The 16718-nt window shown below is 61.0% G+C and carries 18 protein-coding genes; 11 read left to right on the forward strand and 7 right to left on the reverse strand.

From position 1 onward, the window contains the following. Positions 1-87 precede the first annotated feature (87 nt). The 3 genes from QTL56_RS06480 (at position 88) to QTL56_RS06490 (ending at position 1652) form a co-directional block, all read left to right on the forward strand. Positions 88-429: a hypothetical protein gene (locus QTL56_RS06480; RefSeq protein WP_229576798.1), complete on the forward strand. Its 342-nt coding sequence runs from the start codon at positions 88-90 to the stop codon at positions 427-429. A gap of 210 nt (positions 430-639) precedes the next feature. Next, positions 640-1344 (forward strand): AzlC family ABC transporter permease, encoded by a 705-nt coding sequence (locus QTL56_RS06485; protein WP_229576799.1) that lies wholly within the window; start codon positions 640-642, stop codon positions 1342-1344. 20 nt (positions 1345-1364) lie between these two features. Beyond that, on the forward strand, positions 1365-1652 hold the full coding sequence (locus QTL56_RS06490; protein WP_245136650.1) for an AzlD family protein: 288 nt from the start codon (positions 1365-1367) through the stop codon (positions 1650-1652). Positions 1653-1655: 3 nt separating this feature from the next. Here the strand turns inward: QTL56_RS06490 and QTL56_RS06495 are convergent, their stop codons facing one another. Then, positions 1656-3491 (reverse strand): aminopeptidase P family protein, encoded by a 1836-nt coding sequence (locus QTL56_RS06495; RefSeq protein WP_245136580.1) that lies wholly within the window; start codon positions 3489-3491, stop codon positions 1656-1658. A 263-nt stretch (positions 3492-3754) separates the two neighbouring features. On the opposite strand from QTL56_RS06495, the gene QTL56_RS06500 reads away from it, so the two are divergent. Next, positions 3755-3928 carry a hypothetical protein gene (locus tag QTL56_RS06500; protein ID WP_229576801.1) on the forward strand — a complete coding sequence of 58 codons (174 nt, stop codon included), beginning with the start codon at positions 3755-3757 and terminating at the stop codon, positions 3926-3928. A 150-nt stretch (positions 3929-4078) separates the two neighbouring features. On the opposite strand, the gene QTL56_RS06505 is transcribed toward QTL56_RS06500, so the two are convergent. The 3 genes from QTL56_RS06505 to QTL56_RS06515 all read right to left on the reverse strand — a co-directional run bounded on the left by QTL56_RS06505 (position 4079) and on the right by QTL56_RS06515 (position 5930). Further along, entirely contained in the window at positions 4079-4963 is an 885-nt protein-coding gene (locus QTL56_RS06505; protein WP_229576802.1) for a 50S ribosomal protein L11 methyltransferase, read from the reverse strand. Between the two features lie 88 nt (positions 4964-5051). Next, entirely contained in the window at positions 5052-5651 is a 600-nt protein-coding gene (locus tag QTL56_RS06510) for an SCO family protein (RefSeq protein WP_245136579.1), read from the reverse strand. A 123-nt stretch (positions 5652-5774) separates the two neighbouring features. After that, positions 5775-5930, reverse strand: a complete 156-nt coding sequence (locus QTL56_RS06515; protein ID WP_229576804.1) for a hypothetical protein — start codon at positions 5928-5930, stop codon at positions 5775-5777. 136 nt (positions 5931-6066) lie between these two features. Here QTL56_RS06515 and QTL56_RS06520 point away from each other — a divergent pair, with 136 nt between their 5' ends. The 3 genes from QTL56_RS06520 (at position 6067) to QTL56_RS06530 (ending at position 8349) form a co-directional block, all read left to right on the forward strand. Beyond that, a complete protein-coding gene (locus QTL56_RS06520) occupies positions 6067-6855 on the forward strand; it encodes a DUF2189 domain-containing protein (RefSeq protein WP_245136578.1) in 789 nt (262 codons plus the stop codon). Between the two features lie 425 nt (positions 6856-7280). Then, positions 7281-7745, forward strand: a complete 465-nt coding sequence (locus QTL56_RS06525) for a chemotaxis protein CheW (protein WP_006725961.1) — start codon at positions 7281-7283, stop codon at positions 7743-7745. Between the two features lie 241 nt (positions 7746-7986). Continuing rightward, the gene (locus tag QTL56_RS06530) at positions 7987-8349 is read left to right on the forward strand and encodes a hypothetical protein (protein WP_229576806.1); all 363 of its coding nucleotides are present in this window, start codon (positions 7987-7989) and stop codon (positions 8347-8349) included. Between the two features lie 212 nt (positions 8350-8561). Here the strand turns inward: QTL56_RS06530 and QTL56_RS06535 are convergent, their stop codons facing one another. Together QTL56_RS06535 and QTL56_RS06540 are read right to left on the reverse strand one after the other, a co-directional pair. Next, complete coding sequence (locus tag QTL56_RS06535) at positions 8562-9047, reverse strand: CreA family protein (RefSeq protein ID WP_245136577.1); 486 nt, start codon at positions 9045-9047, stop codon at positions 8562-8564. A gap of 43 nt (positions 9048-9090) precedes the next feature. Beyond that, positions 9091-9732 carry a 3'-5' exonuclease gene (locus QTL56_RS06540; protein WP_245136576.1) on the reverse strand — a complete coding sequence of 214 codons (642 nt, stop codon included), beginning with the start codon at positions 9730-9732 and terminating at the stop codon, positions 9091-9093. A gap of 193 nt (positions 9733-9925) precedes the next feature. Between QTL56_RS06540 and QTL56_RS06545 the strand changes: the two genes are divergently transcribed. The 4 genes from QTL56_RS06545 to QTL56_RS06560 all read left to right on the forward strand — a co-directional run bounded on the left by QTL56_RS06545 (position 9926) and on the right by QTL56_RS06560 (position 14554). Then, the gene (locus tag QTL56_RS06545) at positions 9926-12016 is read left to right on the forward strand and encodes a DEAD/DEAH box helicase (RefSeq protein ID WP_245136575.1); all 2091 of its coding nucleotides are present in this window, start codon (positions 9926-9928) and stop codon (positions 12014-12016) included. 140 nt (positions 12017-12156) lie between these two features. Continuing rightward, a complete protein-coding gene (locus tag QTL56_RS06550) occupies positions 12157-13035 on the forward strand; it encodes a TIGR02587 family membrane protein (RefSeq protein WP_229576810.1) in 879 nt (292 codons plus the stop codon). 11 nt (positions 13036-13046) lie between these two features. Continuing rightward, positions 13047-13457 carry a TIGR02588 family protein gene (locus QTL56_RS06555; RefSeq protein WP_245136574.1) on the forward strand — a complete coding sequence of 137 codons (411 nt, stop codon included), beginning with the start codon at positions 13047-13049 and terminating at the stop codon, positions 13455-13457. Positions 13458-13708: 251 nt separating this feature from the next. Next, positions 13709-14554: a GGDEF domain-containing protein gene (locus QTL56_RS06560; protein ID WP_245136573.1), complete on the forward strand. Its 846-nt coding sequence runs from the start codon at positions 13709-13711 to the stop codon at positions 14552-14554. Here the strand turns inward: QTL56_RS06560 and ligA are convergent, their stop codons facing one another. Further along, positions 14555-16711, reverse strand: coding sequence for an NAD-dependent DNA ligase LigA (ligA, locus tag QTL56_RS06565; protein WP_245136572.1), 2157 nt, complete (start codon positions 16709-16711; stop codon positions 14555-14557). Positions 16712-16718: the final 7 nt, after the last annotated feature.

The following is a 16718-nucleotide window of genomic DNA, read 5'->3' on the forward strand; positions in this document are numbered from 1 at the left end:
AGAGTTGGATGATGCGCGATCCGCACCGCGAAACACAGCCATTGAAGAAGCGATCCAGCGTCCTCGATCGCTGATAAGGCCGCGACATTGAAAGACTATCGCCCCGACGTGATCTTTGTTGTCAGCGGCGAGGTCTGGCGCGACTTCTGTGCACTGCGCGAGGCATGGGGACATCCTTTGACAGTGGGACTGTCCGACGAGTGCGTTACTTATGTCCGAAGCGCGATAAGGGCGGGGGATGCCGCAAAAGCAGCGCATTGGAGGGCCGTTCGGGATCTCGCGACGCAATACGGCCTGTCCTGGATCAGTGCGGTTGAAGTGGATGGGACACTGGTTCAGGAAGAACCTGAACACAGTATTTTCAGATATCCGCCGCTGTCTCAGCGCAAACGGGTGGTGATTGACGGTCGGAGCCCGGTATCGATCTGACGGCAATAACAACCACGCCGGGGGCGCCGGGAACCCGGGCAAACGTCCAGCCACGGTCCGCCCACCCTGAATGCAACTTTTCGACAAGACGCCGGCAACCGCCCGATGGCATTGGCAATCATCAACGCCGATGGTCGTTCCATCAGTGGAATTGGTTTGTCCGCAAGACAAACAGGCGTTAGCGAGCAGATGAACGCGAGAACAGCCCAGATGTCCCGATCCGAATTCGCCCAAGGTGCGCTGAAGGCGCTTCCCGTCATCATCTCGGCCGGTCCGTTTGCGGTCCTCTTCGGAGCGGTCGCCGTCGCAAACGGCCAGACCGTGGCTGAGGCGGCGCTGATGAGCGCAACCGTCTACGCGGGCGCCAGCCAGTTGGTCGGTATCGAACTGTTCGGCCAGAACGTGCCCATGTGGGTCGTCGTGCTCTCGATCCTCGCTGTCAACTTCCGTCACATCCTGTATTCGGCCGCACTCACGCCCTTCATCGATCACTACACATTCCCGCAAAAGATGCTGAGCTTCTTCTTGCTCACAGATCCGCAATTCGCCGAGGCTATCGCCCGAGGCGAAAGCGGTCGCGCAGTGAGCTTTCCCTGGTACTTCGGCTTCGGCGCAATGATCTACGTGCCCTGGGTCTCCATGAGCGCAGTCGGGGGCGCGCTCGGCAGCGTCATGGGCAATCCTGCCGACTGGGGCATCGACGTGCTTCTGCCGATCTATTTCCTCGGCCTCGTCCTCGGCTTTCGAAAGCGCGGCAATTTCCTGATGATCGTCACCGTGAGCGCCGTGGTCTCGGTCATTGCCCAGCACCTGATCGGCGCCCCCTGGCACATCAGCGTGGGCGCGCTTGCTGGCATCTTGCTGGCAGCCGTTCTTCCGCTGCCGGTGGCGGCAGGTAAGGAGACCGCACTGTGACGACCCTGCTCACCCCCTATATGACGCTGCTGATCGCGGCGGCTGCCGCCGCGACCTTCCTCACCCGTGTGGGTGGCTATTTTCTCGTCAAACGGCTGAAATCCATGCCGCCGCGACTGGAGGCGGCGCTCAATGCCGTCCCCGCAGCGGTCCTCACCGCACTCGTCGCCCCCGCCTTCTTCTATGGCGAGATCGACGTAAAGATCGCCATGGCTGCAGCCGTCCTGATCTGCTTGCGCTTTGGGGCCATTCCCATGCTGATCGGCGGCTGGGCCGTCGTCATGCTGATGCGGCAGCTGATCGGCTGATCCTCAGCGCCCAAACGGCGCCGTCGCCTGCTCCAGCCATTGCCGCGTCGCGGCATCGGCAATCAGCGGCGACAATTCTTCGCGGGTCCTGGAATGATAGGCATCGAGCCACTGCAGCTCGTCGCGCGTCAGCAGGTCCTCGACGATGAGGTTGCGATCGATCGGCACGAAGGTCAGGGTTTCGAAACCCAGCATCGGCTGGTCACCACCCTCGATCGCCTCGGCCTCTCGCACATAGATCAGGTTTTCGATGCGGATCCCGAAGCTGCCCGGGCGGTAATAGCCAGGCTCGTTGGAGAGGATCATGCCGGGCAGCAGTTCCTGCGTCGACAATCTGGCGATCCTCTGCGGACCCTCATGCACCGAGAGGTAGGAGCCGACGCCATGACCGGTGCCATGGGCGAAATCGGCACCGGCCTTCCAGAGCGCGATCCGCGCCAGCGGATCGAGGTCGCAGCCACGCGTGCCCTTCGGAAAACGCGCCGTGCTGATCGCGATCATGCCTTTCAGCGCAAGCGTGAAGAAGCGCTTCTGCTCCTCCGGCACCGTGCCGACGGCGAGCGTGCGGGTAATGTCCGTCGTGCCATTCACATATTGCGCGCCTGAATCGATCAGGAACATCTCGGCCGGCCGGATCTGCCTGTCGCTCTCCGTCGTCACGCGGTAATGCATGATCGCGGCATTTTCGCCGGCACCGGAAATCGTGTCGAAGGAGATATCCTTGAGCGGGTTCTGCATGCGCTCGCCAACCGAGGCCCGCACCGCTTCCAGCTTCTTCGCGGCCTCGATCTCGGTCAGGCTGCCATGCGGCTGCTCATCGAACCAGTGGAGAAACTCCACCAGAGCGACACCATCCTGCAGATGGGCGGCAGCCGAGCCGTTAAGCTCGACCATGTTCTTCACCGCGCGGCCGAGCTTGGCCGGATCATTGCCCTCGACCACTTCCCCACCGCTTTCCCGGATCATGCGCGAAAGCGCATAAGGAGCGAGGTCGGGATCGACGAGGATGCGGCCACCGTCACGGGCCACCCGCTCCAGCCGCTCGGCGAGCAGCGTTGGGTTTACCTGTTCGCAGAGATCGCGCAGATAGGTCTCGACCTCGGCATTGGTCTTGGCACTGTCAAGGAAGAGCTCCGTCGAGCCGTCTGCCTTGATGATCGCACGCGACAGCGGATGCGGCGTGTGCGGAACGTCACTGCCACGCAGATTGAAGATCCAGGCGACCGAGGAGGGATCGGTGATCAGAACCGCCGCGAGATTCTTCTCGGCGAGATCGGCGCTGATCTTCTTCAGCTTGTCGGCTGCCGATACGCCAGCCTGATGAAGGGCCTGGATCATCACAGCGCCTTTGGGCTCGGCGGGACGATCCGTCCAGAGACGATCCACGGGATTGAACGGCAGGAAGACGAGGCTGCCGCCCTTGTCTGCAAGTGCCTTTTCCAGGCGCCGAACTTCGGCACCCGTATGCATCCAGGGGTCGATGCCGAGGCAGAAACCCTTCGGCGCCCGGTTCTCGATCCATTTGTGCGGCGGCTCGCCAACGAGATCGCCAGGCGTGAAGACCGAAACGTCCACCTGCTGGGCAAGTTGGGTCACATAGCGACCGTCGACGAAGACGACAGCCAGCGTCTCGGTCACCATCAACATGCCGGCGGATCCGGTGAAGCCCGTCGCCCAGGCTAGGCGCTCCGCCGACTCCGGGACATATTCGCCCAGATACTCGTCTGAACGAGGAACAAGTACGCCATCGATGCCGAGCTCGCCAAACAGGCCCCGAATCGCTGCGACGCGGGACTTGCCGTGAATCGGCGTGGATTTGACCTCGAAGGATTGAAACATGAACTTGCTCGCGATGGGTTGTGGATTCTGTCAGCGCTTATAGCAAGGCCACCCGCCCCTCACCACCATCGGCGCATCGTTTCGCGGCAGATGCCACTCATCTGAGTCAGATATGCCGCAAATTGAGGCGTAACTCATGTTGCTATGCAGCAAACGCAGACCTCCCGTGCTCCAAGCCATCTGACTGAACCCGGCCGATGAGACTATATGTCAATCATCGAGGACGCAGAGACGAGCGTCCGAAACCTAGAAGGAACCGAGAGATGGCCAATTCTTTCCTGCGCACAGCCCTGAACAATCTTGTCGAGGCACGCCAGCGTCGTGCCGATCTCTATGCAACGGGCGCACTTCTGTCGCTCGACGACGCATCGCTTGCTGCCATGGGCCTGACACGCGACGAACTGCGCCGTCGCCCGCATCAGCGTTCGATCATCTGATCAGCGACGGTCGAACCCGACCGTCCAGCCGACAATCCGCTTGAGCGCTCCTCCCACGCTCGCGGACCCCGGCGCGGCTCCATGCCGTGCAAAAAAAGGCGGCTCCTTGTGGGCCGCCTTTTCTTTTGTCCGTGCAACTGGCGAAATGCGTCAGCCCTTGCCTTGCGTAAAGTGAATGGTCACCCAGCCATTGCGCCAGATCGTCTTCACATGCGAAAGCCCCTCGCCGCTATAGGCGGCGATCACCTTCCAGCGTTGTTCTGCGAGAATGCCTGAGAGAATGACCGAGCCATTCGGTGCGAGATGGGTGACGAGCTGCGGCGCCATCTTGATCAGTGGCCGCGCCAGAATATTGGCAATGATCAGATCGAAGGGGCCGTGGTCCCGAAATGCGGTCGAGTGAAAGCCCGGAGCTGTGCGGAAATCGATGCCGTCGATGATCTGGTTGCGGCGCGCATTTTCCTGGGCGACCCTGACCGCGATCGGATCGATATCCGTTGCCAACACCGGCACCGGAAGCAGCTTGCGAACTGCGATGGCCAGCACGCCGCTGCCCGTCCCAAGGTCAAGCGCATTGCGGACCTTGCGCGAACGGACCACCTTCTCGATCACTTCAAGGCAGCCAGCCGTCGTCCCGTGATGACCGGTCCCGAATGCCTGGCCGGCATCGATCTCGATCGCGACGTCATTGATCTGGACCTTGTCACGGTCATGCGAGCCATGCACCAGGAACCGTCCCGCGCGTACGGGCTTCAAACCCTCGAGCGACTTTGCGATCCAGTCGATATCCGGAATGACTTCCCGCTCGATCGTGGCGTCGGGGAATTCCTCGGCGAGCAGGTCCTGTACGCGGGGCCTGACCTCGTCTTCCTGGTCGGCCATCAGATAAATGGAAGCTTCCCAGATGTCCGCCTTCTCGTCGACCTCTGTGGTCGCGATGGCGAAGTCTTCCTCGCCGAAAGCGAAGCTCATCAGATCGAGGATCCGGTTGGCGTTCTTCTCGGTGGTGCTCACATAGAGGCGAATTTCGCTCACGATCGGTCTTCCTCGGCGGGTCTGGATGGTCAGGCGTTGCGGTACAACGCAATCGCCGCCATGGCAACCTCCGGCGAGGGCCCCACAATCAGCCCTTCATCAGGTTTTCGAGCTTCTTGATCGCCGTGTCGGGATTTTCTCCATAGGCGATCGTTCCCTTGAAGCGCCCGTCCGCGTCCAGGAGGAAAACGGAGGCCGTGTGGTCCATCGTATAGTCCCCGTCCGGCTGTGCCTCGTCCAACGGGATCTTCTTGGCATAAACGCGGAATCCCTTGACGACCTCGGCGATCTTGGCCGGATCGCCGGCGATGCCCGTCACCCGGTCCGTCACATTGGAAATATACTGGCCAAGGATTTCTGGCGTATCCCGCTCCGGATCGACGGTCACGAAATAGGCCTGGAGCCCCTTCGCATCGGGATCGACCGTCTTCATCCAGCCGTCGAGCTCGAACAGCGTGGTCGGACACACTTCGGGGCAATGGGTGAAGCCGAAGAAGAGCGCGGTCGGTTTCCCGCGCAAGGCCTGCTCGGTGATCGGCTGGCCGTTCTGATCAACGAGCTGGAAAGGCACGCCAAAGGGTGCTTCGGCGATCTGCTCCTTGGATTGCGTGACCTGGTATGTGAGCCAGCCGAGCACACCGGCCATGACCACCACCGCCGCCCACAAGACCACTCTCACCGTTTTCATGCTGGCTAATCCTTAGCGTTTGAAATCCTTGTTACGCCGGATAAGCTCCCGAGACGCGGATGGCAATTCAACTCCACGATATTGCAGGAAAGAGCGCCGATTTGTCACGGTGGCCAACGGCGATCAGAAACAATAGGCGAGACCGCTCTCGATCAGGGACAGGAAGATCTCACCGCCGAACCGCATCCAGCCGAGGAAGACCGCCAAAGTGAAGATGGCGCCCGCCAGAAGCAAAGCCGTGTAAGGCAACCATTTTGGAGTGCGCGCGAGATTGGACATGTCTTATCCTAGCGCAATTCTGGGAGGATGAAACGCGACATTTTCCGAACGTCTCTTGCGACTTGACGGATATCAAGGAACAGAATCGGCATTTCCTGACAGATTGCCGCAGGACCAGACGTCTTGGGAGGGACCCATGGAACAGCAGGCACTCCAACGGGGCTCACCGCCGAAGCTGCAGATCAACCGGCTGCGGATGCACGACATCAGCGGCGCCTTCGCCGATGGCTGGCGTGATTTCCGCACTTATCCGGCCTTCGGGGTGTTTTTCGGCGCGATCTATGCCTTTGGCGGGATCTTCATCGCCGTGATGCTGACATCCTATCAACTGCCCTGGATGATCATTCCCGTCGCGATCGGCTTCCCCCTGATCGGCCCCTTCGTCGCCGTCGGTCTCTACGAGATCAGTCGCCGACACCAGCAGGGAGAAAAGATCGGCTGGAAAACGGTATTGACCGAAGTCTTCCGCCAGCGCGAGCGACAGCTCTCCTGGATGGCCTTCGTCGTCCTCTTCATCTTCTGGATTTGGATCTACCAGATCCGCCTGCTGATGGCCCTTTTCCTGGGGTTTCGCATCCCGGCCACGCTCGACGCCTTTGCCAGGGTGGTCCTCACGACACCGGAAGGGCTGCTCTTCCTCGCCATTGGCACGATCGTCGGCACAGTCCTCGCCGCCATCCTTTTCAGTGCAACCGTGATCTCCATGCCTCTGCTTCTCGACCACGACGTTGATTTCGTGACCGCCATGCTCACGAGCATGCGCACAGTCATCGAAAATCCCGTCCCGATGCTGACGTTTGGCCTTGTCGTGGCCGGGCTGGCCATCGCTGCACTTGTACCGCTGTTTCTGGGCCTGCTCGTGGTCCTCCCTGTTGCCGGTCACGCCACCTGGCATCTCTATCGCCGCGCGATCACAGCCACCTGACAAGCTGACTGCAGCCGGTCACGTATTGGACCGTTTTGGGGAAGATATTTACGAAAATGCCACCATGTTAAGGCAATCGTTACCAGCAAGCGTGAACAATCGGCGGAACTGAGCGAGATCAATTCGGCCGTCGGCCAGATGGACCGGTCCCGCAACAGAATGCTGCGATGGTAGAGCAGACCACAGCGGCAGGCCACAGGCTGGCGAGAGATGCGGAACCCCTTTCGCACCTCGCCGGTGAGCTCAAGGTGACCTTGGGCCAGACTGCTCATGTCCAACATCAGGAGCCGGCGAACGCCGCCTCCCCTTCAGAGACCGTCTTCCCCGCGGGCGCTGATGGACAGGGTTGCGGGATCGTTTAACCGAACTGCTTCGGCACCAGCCTCAGCTGCCGAAGCGAAAGAACACTGGGAAGAGTTCTGACCATGAGCAATGCCATCAAACAGTCGGGTGCGTATCTGGAAATCGTGTCTTTCCATCTCGGCGACCAGGAATTCTGCATCGACATCATGGCCATCCGCGAAATCCGCGGTTGGGCACCGGTGACGCCGATGCCACACACCCCGCCTTACGTCCTCGGCCTGATCAACCTGCGCGGCGCCGTCATCCCGGTCATCGACATGGCATGCCGGCTCGGCATGAAGATGACCGAACCGTCCGAGCGCGCGGCGATCATCGTCACGGACATCGCCGGCAAGCTGGTCGGCCTTCTGGTCGAACAGGTTTCCGACATGATGACGATCAAGAGCGAAGACCTGCAGCCGGCACCGGAAATCATCCCGGAAGCGCAGCGCGCCTTCTGCCGTGGCATCGTTGCACTCGAAAAGTCGATGGTCTGCTTCCTCAACCTCGACACCGTCATCGCCGACGAACTGGCGCAGGCGGCCTGAGCCAACCCGCCCTTCCCAGGAAGATGCCCCGACTATCCGGGGCATCTTCCTCTCCTGCTCTCTTTTGAAAGTGATCAACTCAGCCAGGGGCACCGTCCTGCCGTTGTATAAAACTACCTCGAATGGTAGTTGTATTATATAAATAGTTTCGCATCTGGGCGGAACCGTATGCATAGTCTGACGTTCTCCTGTCAGCTTCCGACGACCGGAAGTTTCTGAAAAGAAACCAAGGAGAAAGACTATGAATTCTGCAGTAAAGCTCGCGCTCGCCGGTGCCATGTCCATCGCTTCCGTTTCGGGCGTCGCCCTGGCACAGACCGCCGAACCGATGGTTGATACCGCAACCACCACGAATTCCACGACAATGGCAACCGAAGGTGTGAGCATCGTTCGTCTCGACAGCCTGAACAACGACCAGGATCGTCAGCAGCACACGCGCCTTGAGCGGATGACCAACGACCAGTCTGCGATGGCTGAAGCCCAAGCTGAAGTCAGCGCTGACCCGGCCCTGATGGCGGCTCTTCAGGAGCAGAGCATCGAGACCATGAATGTCATCGACGTTGATACCGCTGCCAATGGCGGCAAGATCGTCTACGTCAAGTAATCGATCTTCCATCACCACGCAAAACGCCCTGGATCCGAAAAGGCTCCAGGGCGTCTTTTGTTGGGGAGCTGAACAGGCTGCTCTCCGGCCGGCTGCGATATTGGGGTTACGCCTGCCGACCGCGCTGTCATGGACGAGACACGAAAACCGAGAAAGTGATCGACGTCACATCGATCCGGCAAGGGACCAATGCCCCCTAATATGGTCGATCATTATGGCTTGCCCGACGTCCATACGACGTTCTGATTGAAGAGCGGCACAGTCGAGATCGCCATTTTCGCCGACCCCTCGACCACCTGACGCGAATGCGCAAGATAGATCAGCGTGTCGTTTTCCTTGTCGTAGATCCGGTTGACGACGAGCGACTTCCAGATGATCGAAAGCCCCTCCCTGAACACTTCCTCTCCATCATCCGACAGGTCGATGTCGCCGATCTCGATCGGCCCGGTCTGGCGGCACGCGATTGAGTTATTGGACGGATCCTCGAACCAGTTGCCCTTGGACAGACGGTCGATGAGCGAGCGGTCGAAGTAAGTGACATGGCACGTCACCCCCTTCACATCGGGATCCGTCACGGCTTCAACGACAATGTCGTTGCCGACCCAGTCGACTCCGACTTTGCCCACGACCTCGGACGATGCGGGGATCGCCGTGGCAGCAAGCATGAGGGCAGCGGCGGTGGTTTGACGGATCAGCATTGAGTTCACTCCTTCGTGATTTCAATGAAGATAGGATCTGCCGTCACGCTTGCAAGGCGACCGATCTCGTCTTTGGCTTGCGGGCAAAGGAACAGGGATCATAGCTCCGCCGACTGAGACGGCCAGGATTGAGCCCGAGCTTCAGCGCCAATTCAAACAGATCCTCCGCCTCGGCCTCGGTCGCCATTGCAAGGCAGGCTTCCGCACAAATGCGTGCATCTTCCGCCGCATTGTGATGCGCAAAAGTCAGTCCCAGATGGGCTGCAAGCACGTTCAAGCGATGCGAGCCGAGGTCCGGCCAGTGGCGCTGGGCAAGTTTGACGCTGCACAGATAGGAGAGCTCGGGATATTCCAGCCCACAGAGATCGAGACAGGCCCGCAGCACGGATAAATCGAAGGAAGCATTGTGCGCGATCATCCGCGCACCTTCGAACTCACCCGCGAACTCGGCCATGACCTCGACAAAATCCGGCGCATGAGCCGTATGCTCCGGCCGGATGCCGTGAATGGCGATGTTGAAGGGAGAGTAGCGGTTTTGCGGCGGCCGTATCAGCCGCTCCTCGACGCGGACCACCCGCCCTTTTTCGATGAAGGCGAGCCCGATCGAACAGGCACTCGCCCGCGCTTCCGTTGCGGTCTCGAAGTCGATGGCGATGGTTCTGCCGGAGAAATCGGAGATAGACATGCGCAAGCCTTAGGCGCTGAGAGGGATTCGTTCAAGGCACCGCGCCACCCTGCCCCTTCACCATAAGACGCCTTTTCACCGGCTCCCTCTCGACTTTCCGGGTCCTTGCGAGTAGGAACGGCGCAAACATACCCGCAATCGGCGGGCGCGGTGCTTTGGCCCGCACCATCCATCACATTCGAAAGACCAATTCATGACTGATTATGACGCCATCGTCCCGGCGATCGCTGAGGCCTTGCGCAAGCGCGGGTACGAGACACTTACCCCCGTGCAGCAGGCAATGATCGACCCCGACCTTCAAGGTCGCGATGCGCTCGTCTCGGCCCAGACCGGATCCGGCAAGACCGTCGCCTTCGGCCTTGCCATGGCGCCGACACTGTTGCCGGAAGGTGGTCGCTTCGATCGCGCCGGCGCACCGCTGGCACTCGCCATTGCACCGACCCGCGAACTCGCCATGCAGGTCATGCGCGAACTCGAATGGCTCTATGCCGAGACCGGCGCGATTATCGGCTCCTGTGTCGGTGGCATGGACATCCGCAACGAGCGCCGCGCCCTTGAACGCGGCGCCCACATCATCGTCGGCACTCCCGGCCGCCTGCGCGACCATATCACGCGCCGCGCTCTCGACCTGTCGCAGATGCGCGTCGTCGTGCTCGACGAGGCCGATGAAATGCTCGATCTCGGCTTCCGCGAGGATCTCGAATTCATCCTGGAGCAATCGCCCGACGAGCGCCGCACGCTGATGTTCTCGGCCACCGTGCCGCGCTCGATCGCCGATCTCGCCAAGAGCTACCAGCGCGACGCACGCCGCATCGAGACGGTCTCGGAGCAGAAGCAGCATATCGACATCGAATACCGTGCGCTGGCAGTCGCCAATCCCGACCGCGAGAACGCCATCATCAACGTCTTGCGCTACTACGAGGCGAAGAACGCCATCGTCTTCTGCTCGACCCGCGCCGCCGTGAACCACCTGACCGCGCGCCTTCACAATCGCGGCTTCTCGGTCGTCGCTCTGTCGGGCGAACTCTCGCAGAACGAACGCACCCATGCGCTGCAGGCCATGCGCGACGGCCGTGCGCGCGTCTGCGTCGCGACCGACGTCGCTGCCCGCGGCATCGATCTTCCCGGCCTCGAACTCGTCATCCATGCCGATCTGCCGACCAATTCCGAGACCTTGCTGCACCGTTCGGGCCGCACCGGCCGCGCCGGCAACAAGGGTGTGTCTGCGCTCATCGTGCCGAACAGCGCGCGCCGGAAGGCCGAACGCCTGCTCGGCGGTGCCAATGTTCGCCCGACCTGGGCCCTGCCGCCGTCCGCCGACGAAGTCCAGGCCCGCGACGATGAACGCCTGATGGCAGATCCTTCGTTGACCCAGGTCATCGGCGAAGACGAAGTACCGATGATCGAGGCACTGATTGCGACCCATGGCGCCGAACAGATCGCGGCCGCTTTCCTGCGCCTGCAGCGCGGCCACCGCTCGGCACCGGAAGACTTGATCCCCGTCAGCCTCGAAGCTGGCAAGGCCCGCAAGGAGCCTGACTACGCCAATCCGGCCAATTCGGCGACAAAACCGCGCGGCGATTTCGGTGCGAGCGTCTGGTTCTCCGTCTCTGTCGGCCGCCGCCAGAATGCCGAGCCCCGCTGGCTGATCCCGATGCTCTGCCGCAATGGCAACATCACCAAAAACGAGATCGGCGCGATCAAGATGCAGCCGGAGGAAACCTTCGTCGAGATTGCCGCGAGCGCTCTCGACACGTTCCTCGGCGCCCTCGGCCCCAATAAGGCACTCGAACGCGGCATCACACTCTCGCAGCTTCCTGGAATGCCGGACTTTGGCGCACCGCCGAAGGAACGGGCGCCGCGTCCGCCGCGCGAGGAAGGCGACCGCAAGCCTTATGGAGAGAAGAAGGCCTATGGCGACCGCAAGTCGGACGACCGCAAGCCCTCTGGCGACAAGGCTCCCTTTGGCGAGAAGAAGCCGTTCGGGGACAAGAAGCCCTATCCCCGCAAGGACGACGCAGCCCCTCGTCCGCCCCGTGACGCCATGGCTGCTGCCGATGCCGAAGTCTGGGGCGACGCCCCGGCCAAGCCAGCCTTCAAGAAGCCGAAGGGCGCCTCCAACGCCTGGGACAAGTCCGCAAAGCCTGATTGGGCCGGCAAGCCAAAGGGTGACAAACCGGCCTATGGTGGAAAGCCTGCCTTTGCTGGCAAGCCAAAAGGCAAGTTCGAAGACCGGGGCGCCGCCGCCGGCGCAAAGAAGAAGCCGTACAAGCCGAAGGTCTGAGCTTCACCAGCCACAATGCATTTCGGCTTGAAAATCGATGAACGACTGACGCCAGCCTTCGGGCTGGCGTCTTCATTTCCGCATGGTGGAACAACCATCGTCACTCGCGCATTCCCTGCGCGGCAAGGGACGGTGGAACAATGGCGGCAGTGGATGGACAGCAACGCGACAATACGGACCGGCACGAGCCGGACCGCGTAAACCGCTTCCTGATCGGCATCGCGCGCGGTGTCGCAGGCGCCCTGCTCTTTTCCATCCCCATGCTGATGACCATGGAGATGTGGTTTCTCGGCTTCTACATGGAACGCGAGCGCCTGTTTCTGCTGCTTGCCCTCAATTTTCCGCTCCTGATCGGGCTCTCCCATCGAATCGGCTTCGAACACACCGCCACCTGGCGCGAATCCACCCGCGACGCCATCGTCGCGTATGGGATGGGGGTGGCAGCCAGTGCATTGATCCTCGTGCTGTTCGGCGTGATCACACTGGACATGGCGCCGCGCGAATGGGTGGGAATGGTTGCACTCCAGGCAGTGCCCGCCAGCATCGGCGCCCTGCTCGGCCGCAGCCAGCTGAGCATGCGAGACGAGGACGACGAAGAGGAAGACAAGACCGGTGATGCGGTGGAAACGAGCTACGCCACGGAGCTCTTCATGATGGCGGTCGGCGCGCTCTTCCTCTCCCTCAATCTCGCCCCGACGGAGGAGATGATCCTGCTCGCACACAAAATGACGGCCTGGCATGCGCTGGGACTTCTGTCCCTGTCGATCTTTCTCATGCACGGTTTCGTCTACGCACTCGCCTTTCGCGGTGGCCACAGCCTGCAGGAGGACACACCCGGATGGCACGCCTTTGTCCGCTTCACCCTGCCCGGCTATGTCGTCGCGCTTGTCGTTAGCCTCTATGCCCTTTGGACGTTCGGCCGGCTGGATGACCTCGGCTCGGCCCAGGCGATCCTGGCAGTGGTTGTCCTCTCTTTCCCGGCAGCCATCGGCGCCGCTGCTGCCCGTCTAATCCTGTGAGGAGCAATTCCGTGACCCGTTCCAGTGTAAGCAAGAATGCGGAGCAGATCAGTCCCCACTGGATCGAATGGCTGACCGGTCTCTTGGCCACCGTGATCGTTCTTGCAATGACCGGATGGATCTTTTGGGAAGCCTGGACGACCGACGACAATCCGCCGGTATTGTCGGCGCATGTGCTCGACATCAAGCCCCTCCCCGCAGGCTGGCGCGTCATGATCCAGGTGCGTAACGCATCAGACGCGACGGCGGCCGCAGTTGAGGTCAAAGGCACCCTCATGGATGGCGCAACACCGGTCGAAGAGACGAGCGTGACCTTCGATTATGTGGCCGCCGGCTCCACCAGCAAAGGTGGCTTGCTCTTCGCCAACGACCCTTCTCGCTACCGCCTGAGCATATTGCCTGCCGGCTTCACAGAGCCGTGATCGTTCCGTATCGGAACGACAGAACATGCAATCCAGAGTTTCAAATTCATCTTAATTTAATTGGTGATGGATTAAATTTGGTATAAGTGCTGGAGACGGCTTTACTGTCGGGACAGCTCTCTTCACCTTGACCGAAGGTGGCCACCCAGTCTTACCGGGTCACCGATATTTCAGAATGAGTACGCCACCGAAGTCAATGTGGCGGTTCACGGGTATCCGTGGTTTCAAGTTATATTGAATAGGCGGTGGTAATGTTGAAAAAACAGATAGAAGCCTGGGTGATACGTGACATTGGACTGACCGAGTTCGACAGTTGGGATCCCGTGATGCGTTTCGCGACGCGGTTGTCGATCCGCACCACCATCCTTGCCTGTGTGATGGTCGCGCTGATCCTGGTCGTCCTGCACGCTCTGGGTGTTCTTCTCAATCCGCTGCTCCGAGATCTCGCGATTGGCTGCGGTATCGCCTTCATCGTGTCCTTCACCCTGACGATGCTCTGCTCCCTTTATATGGGCTATGCCGTGATTCATCTTGCCCGCACGCGGCTCGAATTTCGCCAGATGAGCCGGACAGACATGCTTTCGGGCCTGCTCAACCGCCGCGCCTTCATTGAGGACCTTTCCCAGGTGGAACGGGGGCACTTGCTGGTCATCGACATCGACCGATTCAAGCAGATCAATGATCGGTACGGACATCTGGCCGGTGACGACGTGATCGTTTCCATCGCCGGGACGTTGAAGGAGATTGCCGGACCGCCGCATCTCGTCGCACGCATCGGAGGCGAGGAATTTGCCATCCTTTTCCGCGACACCGATTTCGCCGAGGTCGTGTCGCTCGCAGAAAAGCTTCGCCGGACCGTCGCCAACCACAAGATCGACGCCGTGCAACACACAATCGCAGTTACCATCTCCGGCGGGCTGGCCGACATCACGCCGATCCGGGACTTTTCTGCGGTCTACGCCGCCGCTGACCGGGCGCTCTACATCGCCAAATCCGCCGGCCGCAACCGCATCGTGCTCGAACGCGACCTGCCGCGCACCGCACATCTCGACAGTCCGGCCATCGATCTGAGCGACGCCGCCTTCAGCGTCGCATGATCACCCGGCGATCAAGTCCAGCCACTCGTCTTCGGTCATCACCTGGACGCCCAGTTCCCGCGCCTTGTCGAGCTTCGACCCGGCCCCGGGGCCTGCGACCACGTAGTCGGTCTTCTTGGACACCGAACCAGCCACCTTGGCGCCAAGCGATTCGGCACGTGCCTTTGCCTCGTCACGTGTGAACCGCTCAAGCGATCCGGTGAAGACGACGGTCTTTCCGACAACAGGGCTGCCGCTGGTGACGGCCACTTCCGCATCGAGTGGTCGAACCTCGTCGAGCAGACGCTGCACGACCTCCAGGTTCCGCGGCTCCTTGAAGAACTCGACGATCGAGGCTGCGACGACCTCGCCGATCCCTTCGATATTGTTGAGTTCGTTCCAAGCCTCACCAAACTTGGAAGCGGCGGCCTGCATCGCCTGCGAAAAGACCTCGTAGCTGCCATAGGAACGCGCCAGCAGCTTCGCCGTGGTCTCACCGACATGGCGGATCCCCAGTGCGAAGATGAAGCGATTGAGCGCAATCTCGCGCCGTGCGTCGATTGCCTCGAACAGTTTTCGAACACTTACGCGGCCGAAGCCCTCAATGTTCTCCAGCTTGGTAAGCGATTGTTCCTGGCGCGCCTTGAGCGTGAAAATATCCGGCGCTGTACGGATCATCAGCGCCGGATCCTCGCTCTCGAAGAAAAAATCGACCTGCTTGGTGCCGAGCCCCTCGATGTCGAAGGCATTGCGCGAGACGAAATGCTTGATGTGCTCGACCGCCTGGGCGCGGCAGACGAAGCCGCCGGTGCAGCGGGTGACGGAATCAAGCTTGCCGGTTTTCTCGTTTTTCTCCCGCACCGCATGGCTGCCGCAGACCGGGCATTTCGTCGGGAAGACATATTTTGCAGCATCCTCTGGCCGCTTCTCCAGCACGACATCGAGGACCTGCGGAATGACATCACCGGCGCGCTGGACGATGACCGTGTCGCCGATCCGGATATCATGCTCCTCCTCGCGGATACGCTGACCGGAATTGCCGATGCCCTCGATATAGTCGGCATTGTGCAGGGTGGCATTGGTCACGACCACGCCGCCGACCGTCACAGGCGTGAGACGGGCGACCGGTGTCAACGCGCCGGTGCGCCCAACCTGAATGTCGATGGCCTCGACCGTGGTGAAGGCCTGCTCGGCCGGGAACTTGTGGGCCGTTGCCCAGCGCGGCGAACGCGAGCGGAAGCCCAGGCGCGCCTGCAGATCCAGCCGGTCGACCTTGTAGACCACGCCATCGATATCGTAATCCAGATCGGCGCGCTTGAGCCCGATATCGCTGTAGTGCCCGATGATCTCCTCGACAGAGTTCAGCCGGCGCGTCAGTGGATTGACGGGGAAGCCCCAACGCTCGAACACCTGCACCATGCCCCACTGCGTGTCTTCGGGCATGTCGCTCATCTCGCCCCAGGCATAGGCGAAGAAGCGCAAATTGCGGCTCGCCGTCACCTTTGGATCGAGCTGGCGCAGCGAACCCGACGCGGTGTTGCGCGGGTTGACATAGGTCTGCTTGCCCTCGGCCTCCATCTGCGCATTGAGCGCCATGAAATCGGATTTCGCCATATAGACCTCGCCGCGCACTTCGACGACATCGGGCGCATCGGCCGGCAGTTCCTGCGGGATTTCGCGGATCGTGCGGATATTGGCCGTGACGTTTTCGCCGGTCGTCCCGTCACCACGCGTGGCAGCCGTCACCAGCCTGCGCTTCTCGTAGCGCAGCGACATGGAGAGGCCGTCGATCTTTGGCTCAGCGGTAAACGCGATGGATTTGTCGGGCATCTGGCCGAGGAAGCGATAGACGGAAGACACGAAATCCTGCACGTCCTCGTCGGAAAACGAGTTGTCGAGCGACAGCATCGGCCGGGCATGCACGACCTGGGCAAAGATCCCGGCAGGTGCAGCGCCGACACGTTGCGATGGGCTGTCGGTGCGCACCAACTGCGGAAACTGCGTCTCGATTGCATCATTGCGCGCCTTGAGCGCATCATAATCGGCATCCGAGATCTCTGGTTGGTCCTTGCCATGGTAGAGCGCGTCGTGATGGGCGATTTCGGCTGCGAGTTGCTGCAGCTCGGCCTTCGCCTGCTCCTCGTTCAGGGTTTCGACGGGAATGGTGTGAATGGCCATGGCAACC

The sequence above is a fragment of the Peteryoungia algae genome, assembly GCF_030369675.1.
Classification (GTDB): Bacteria; Pseudomonadota; Alphaproteobacteria; order Rhizobiales; family Rhizobiaceae; genus Allorhizobium; species Allorhizobium algae.

Coding starts and splice junctions, on each gene's coding strand:
- QTL56_RS06485 (WP_229576799.1), top strand. CDS start 640: ATGTCCCGATCCGAATTCGCCCAAGGTGCGCTGAAGGCGCTTCCCGTC.
- QTL56_RS06490 (WP_245136650.1), top strand. CDS start 1,365: ATGACGCTGCTGATCGCGGCGGCTGCCGCCGCGACCTTCCTCACCCGT.
- QTL56_RS06495 (WP_245136580.1), bottom strand. CDS start 3,491: ATGTTTCAATCCTTCGAGGTCAAATCCACGCCGATTCACGGCAAGTCC.
- QTL56_RS06500 (WP_229576801.1), top strand. CDS start 3,755: ATGGCCAATTCTTTCCTGCGCACAGCCCTGAACAATCTTGTCGAGGCA.
- QTL56_RS06510 (WP_245136579.1), bottom strand. CDS start 5,651: ATGAAAACGGTGAGAGTGGTCTTGTGGGCGGCGGTGGTGGTCATGGCC.
- QTL56_RS06515 (WP_229576804.1), bottom strand. CDS start 5,930: ATGTCCAATCTCGCGCGCACTCCAAAATGGTTGCCTTACACGGCTTTG.
- QTL56_RS06520 (WP_245136578.1), top strand. CDS start 6,067: ATGGAACAGCAGGCACTCCAACGGGGCTCACCGCCGAAGCTGCAGATC.
- QTL56_RS06525 (WP_006725961.1), top strand. CDS start 7,281: ATGAGCAATGCCATCAAACAGTCGGGTGCGTATCTGGAAATCGTGTCT.
- QTL56_RS06530 (WP_229576806.1), top strand. CDS start 7,987: ATGAATTCTGCAGTAAAGCTCGCGCTCGCCGGTGCCATGTCCATCGCT.
- QTL56_RS06535 (WP_245136577.1), bottom strand. CDS start 9,047: ATGCTGATCCGTCAAACCACCGCCGCTGCCCTCATGCTTGCTGCCACG.
- QTL56_RS06540 (WP_245136576.1), bottom strand. CDS start 9,732: ATGTCTATCTCCGATTTCTCCGGCAGAACCATCGCCATCGACTTCGAG.
- QTL56_RS06545 (WP_245136575.1), top strand. CDS start 9,926: ATGACTGATTATGACGCCATCGTCCCGGCGATCGCTGAGGCCTTGCGC.
- QTL56_RS06550 (WP_229576810.1), top strand. CDS start 12,157: ATGGCGGCAGTGGATGGACAGCAACGCGACAATACGGACCGGCACGAG.
- QTL56_RS06560 (WP_245136573.1), top strand. CDS start 13,709: ATGTTGAAAAAACAGATAGAAGCCTGGGTGATACGTGACATTGGACTG.
- ligA (WP_245136572.1), bottom strand. CDS start 16,711: ATGGCCATTCACACCATTCCCGTCGAAACCCTGAACGAGGAGCAGGCG.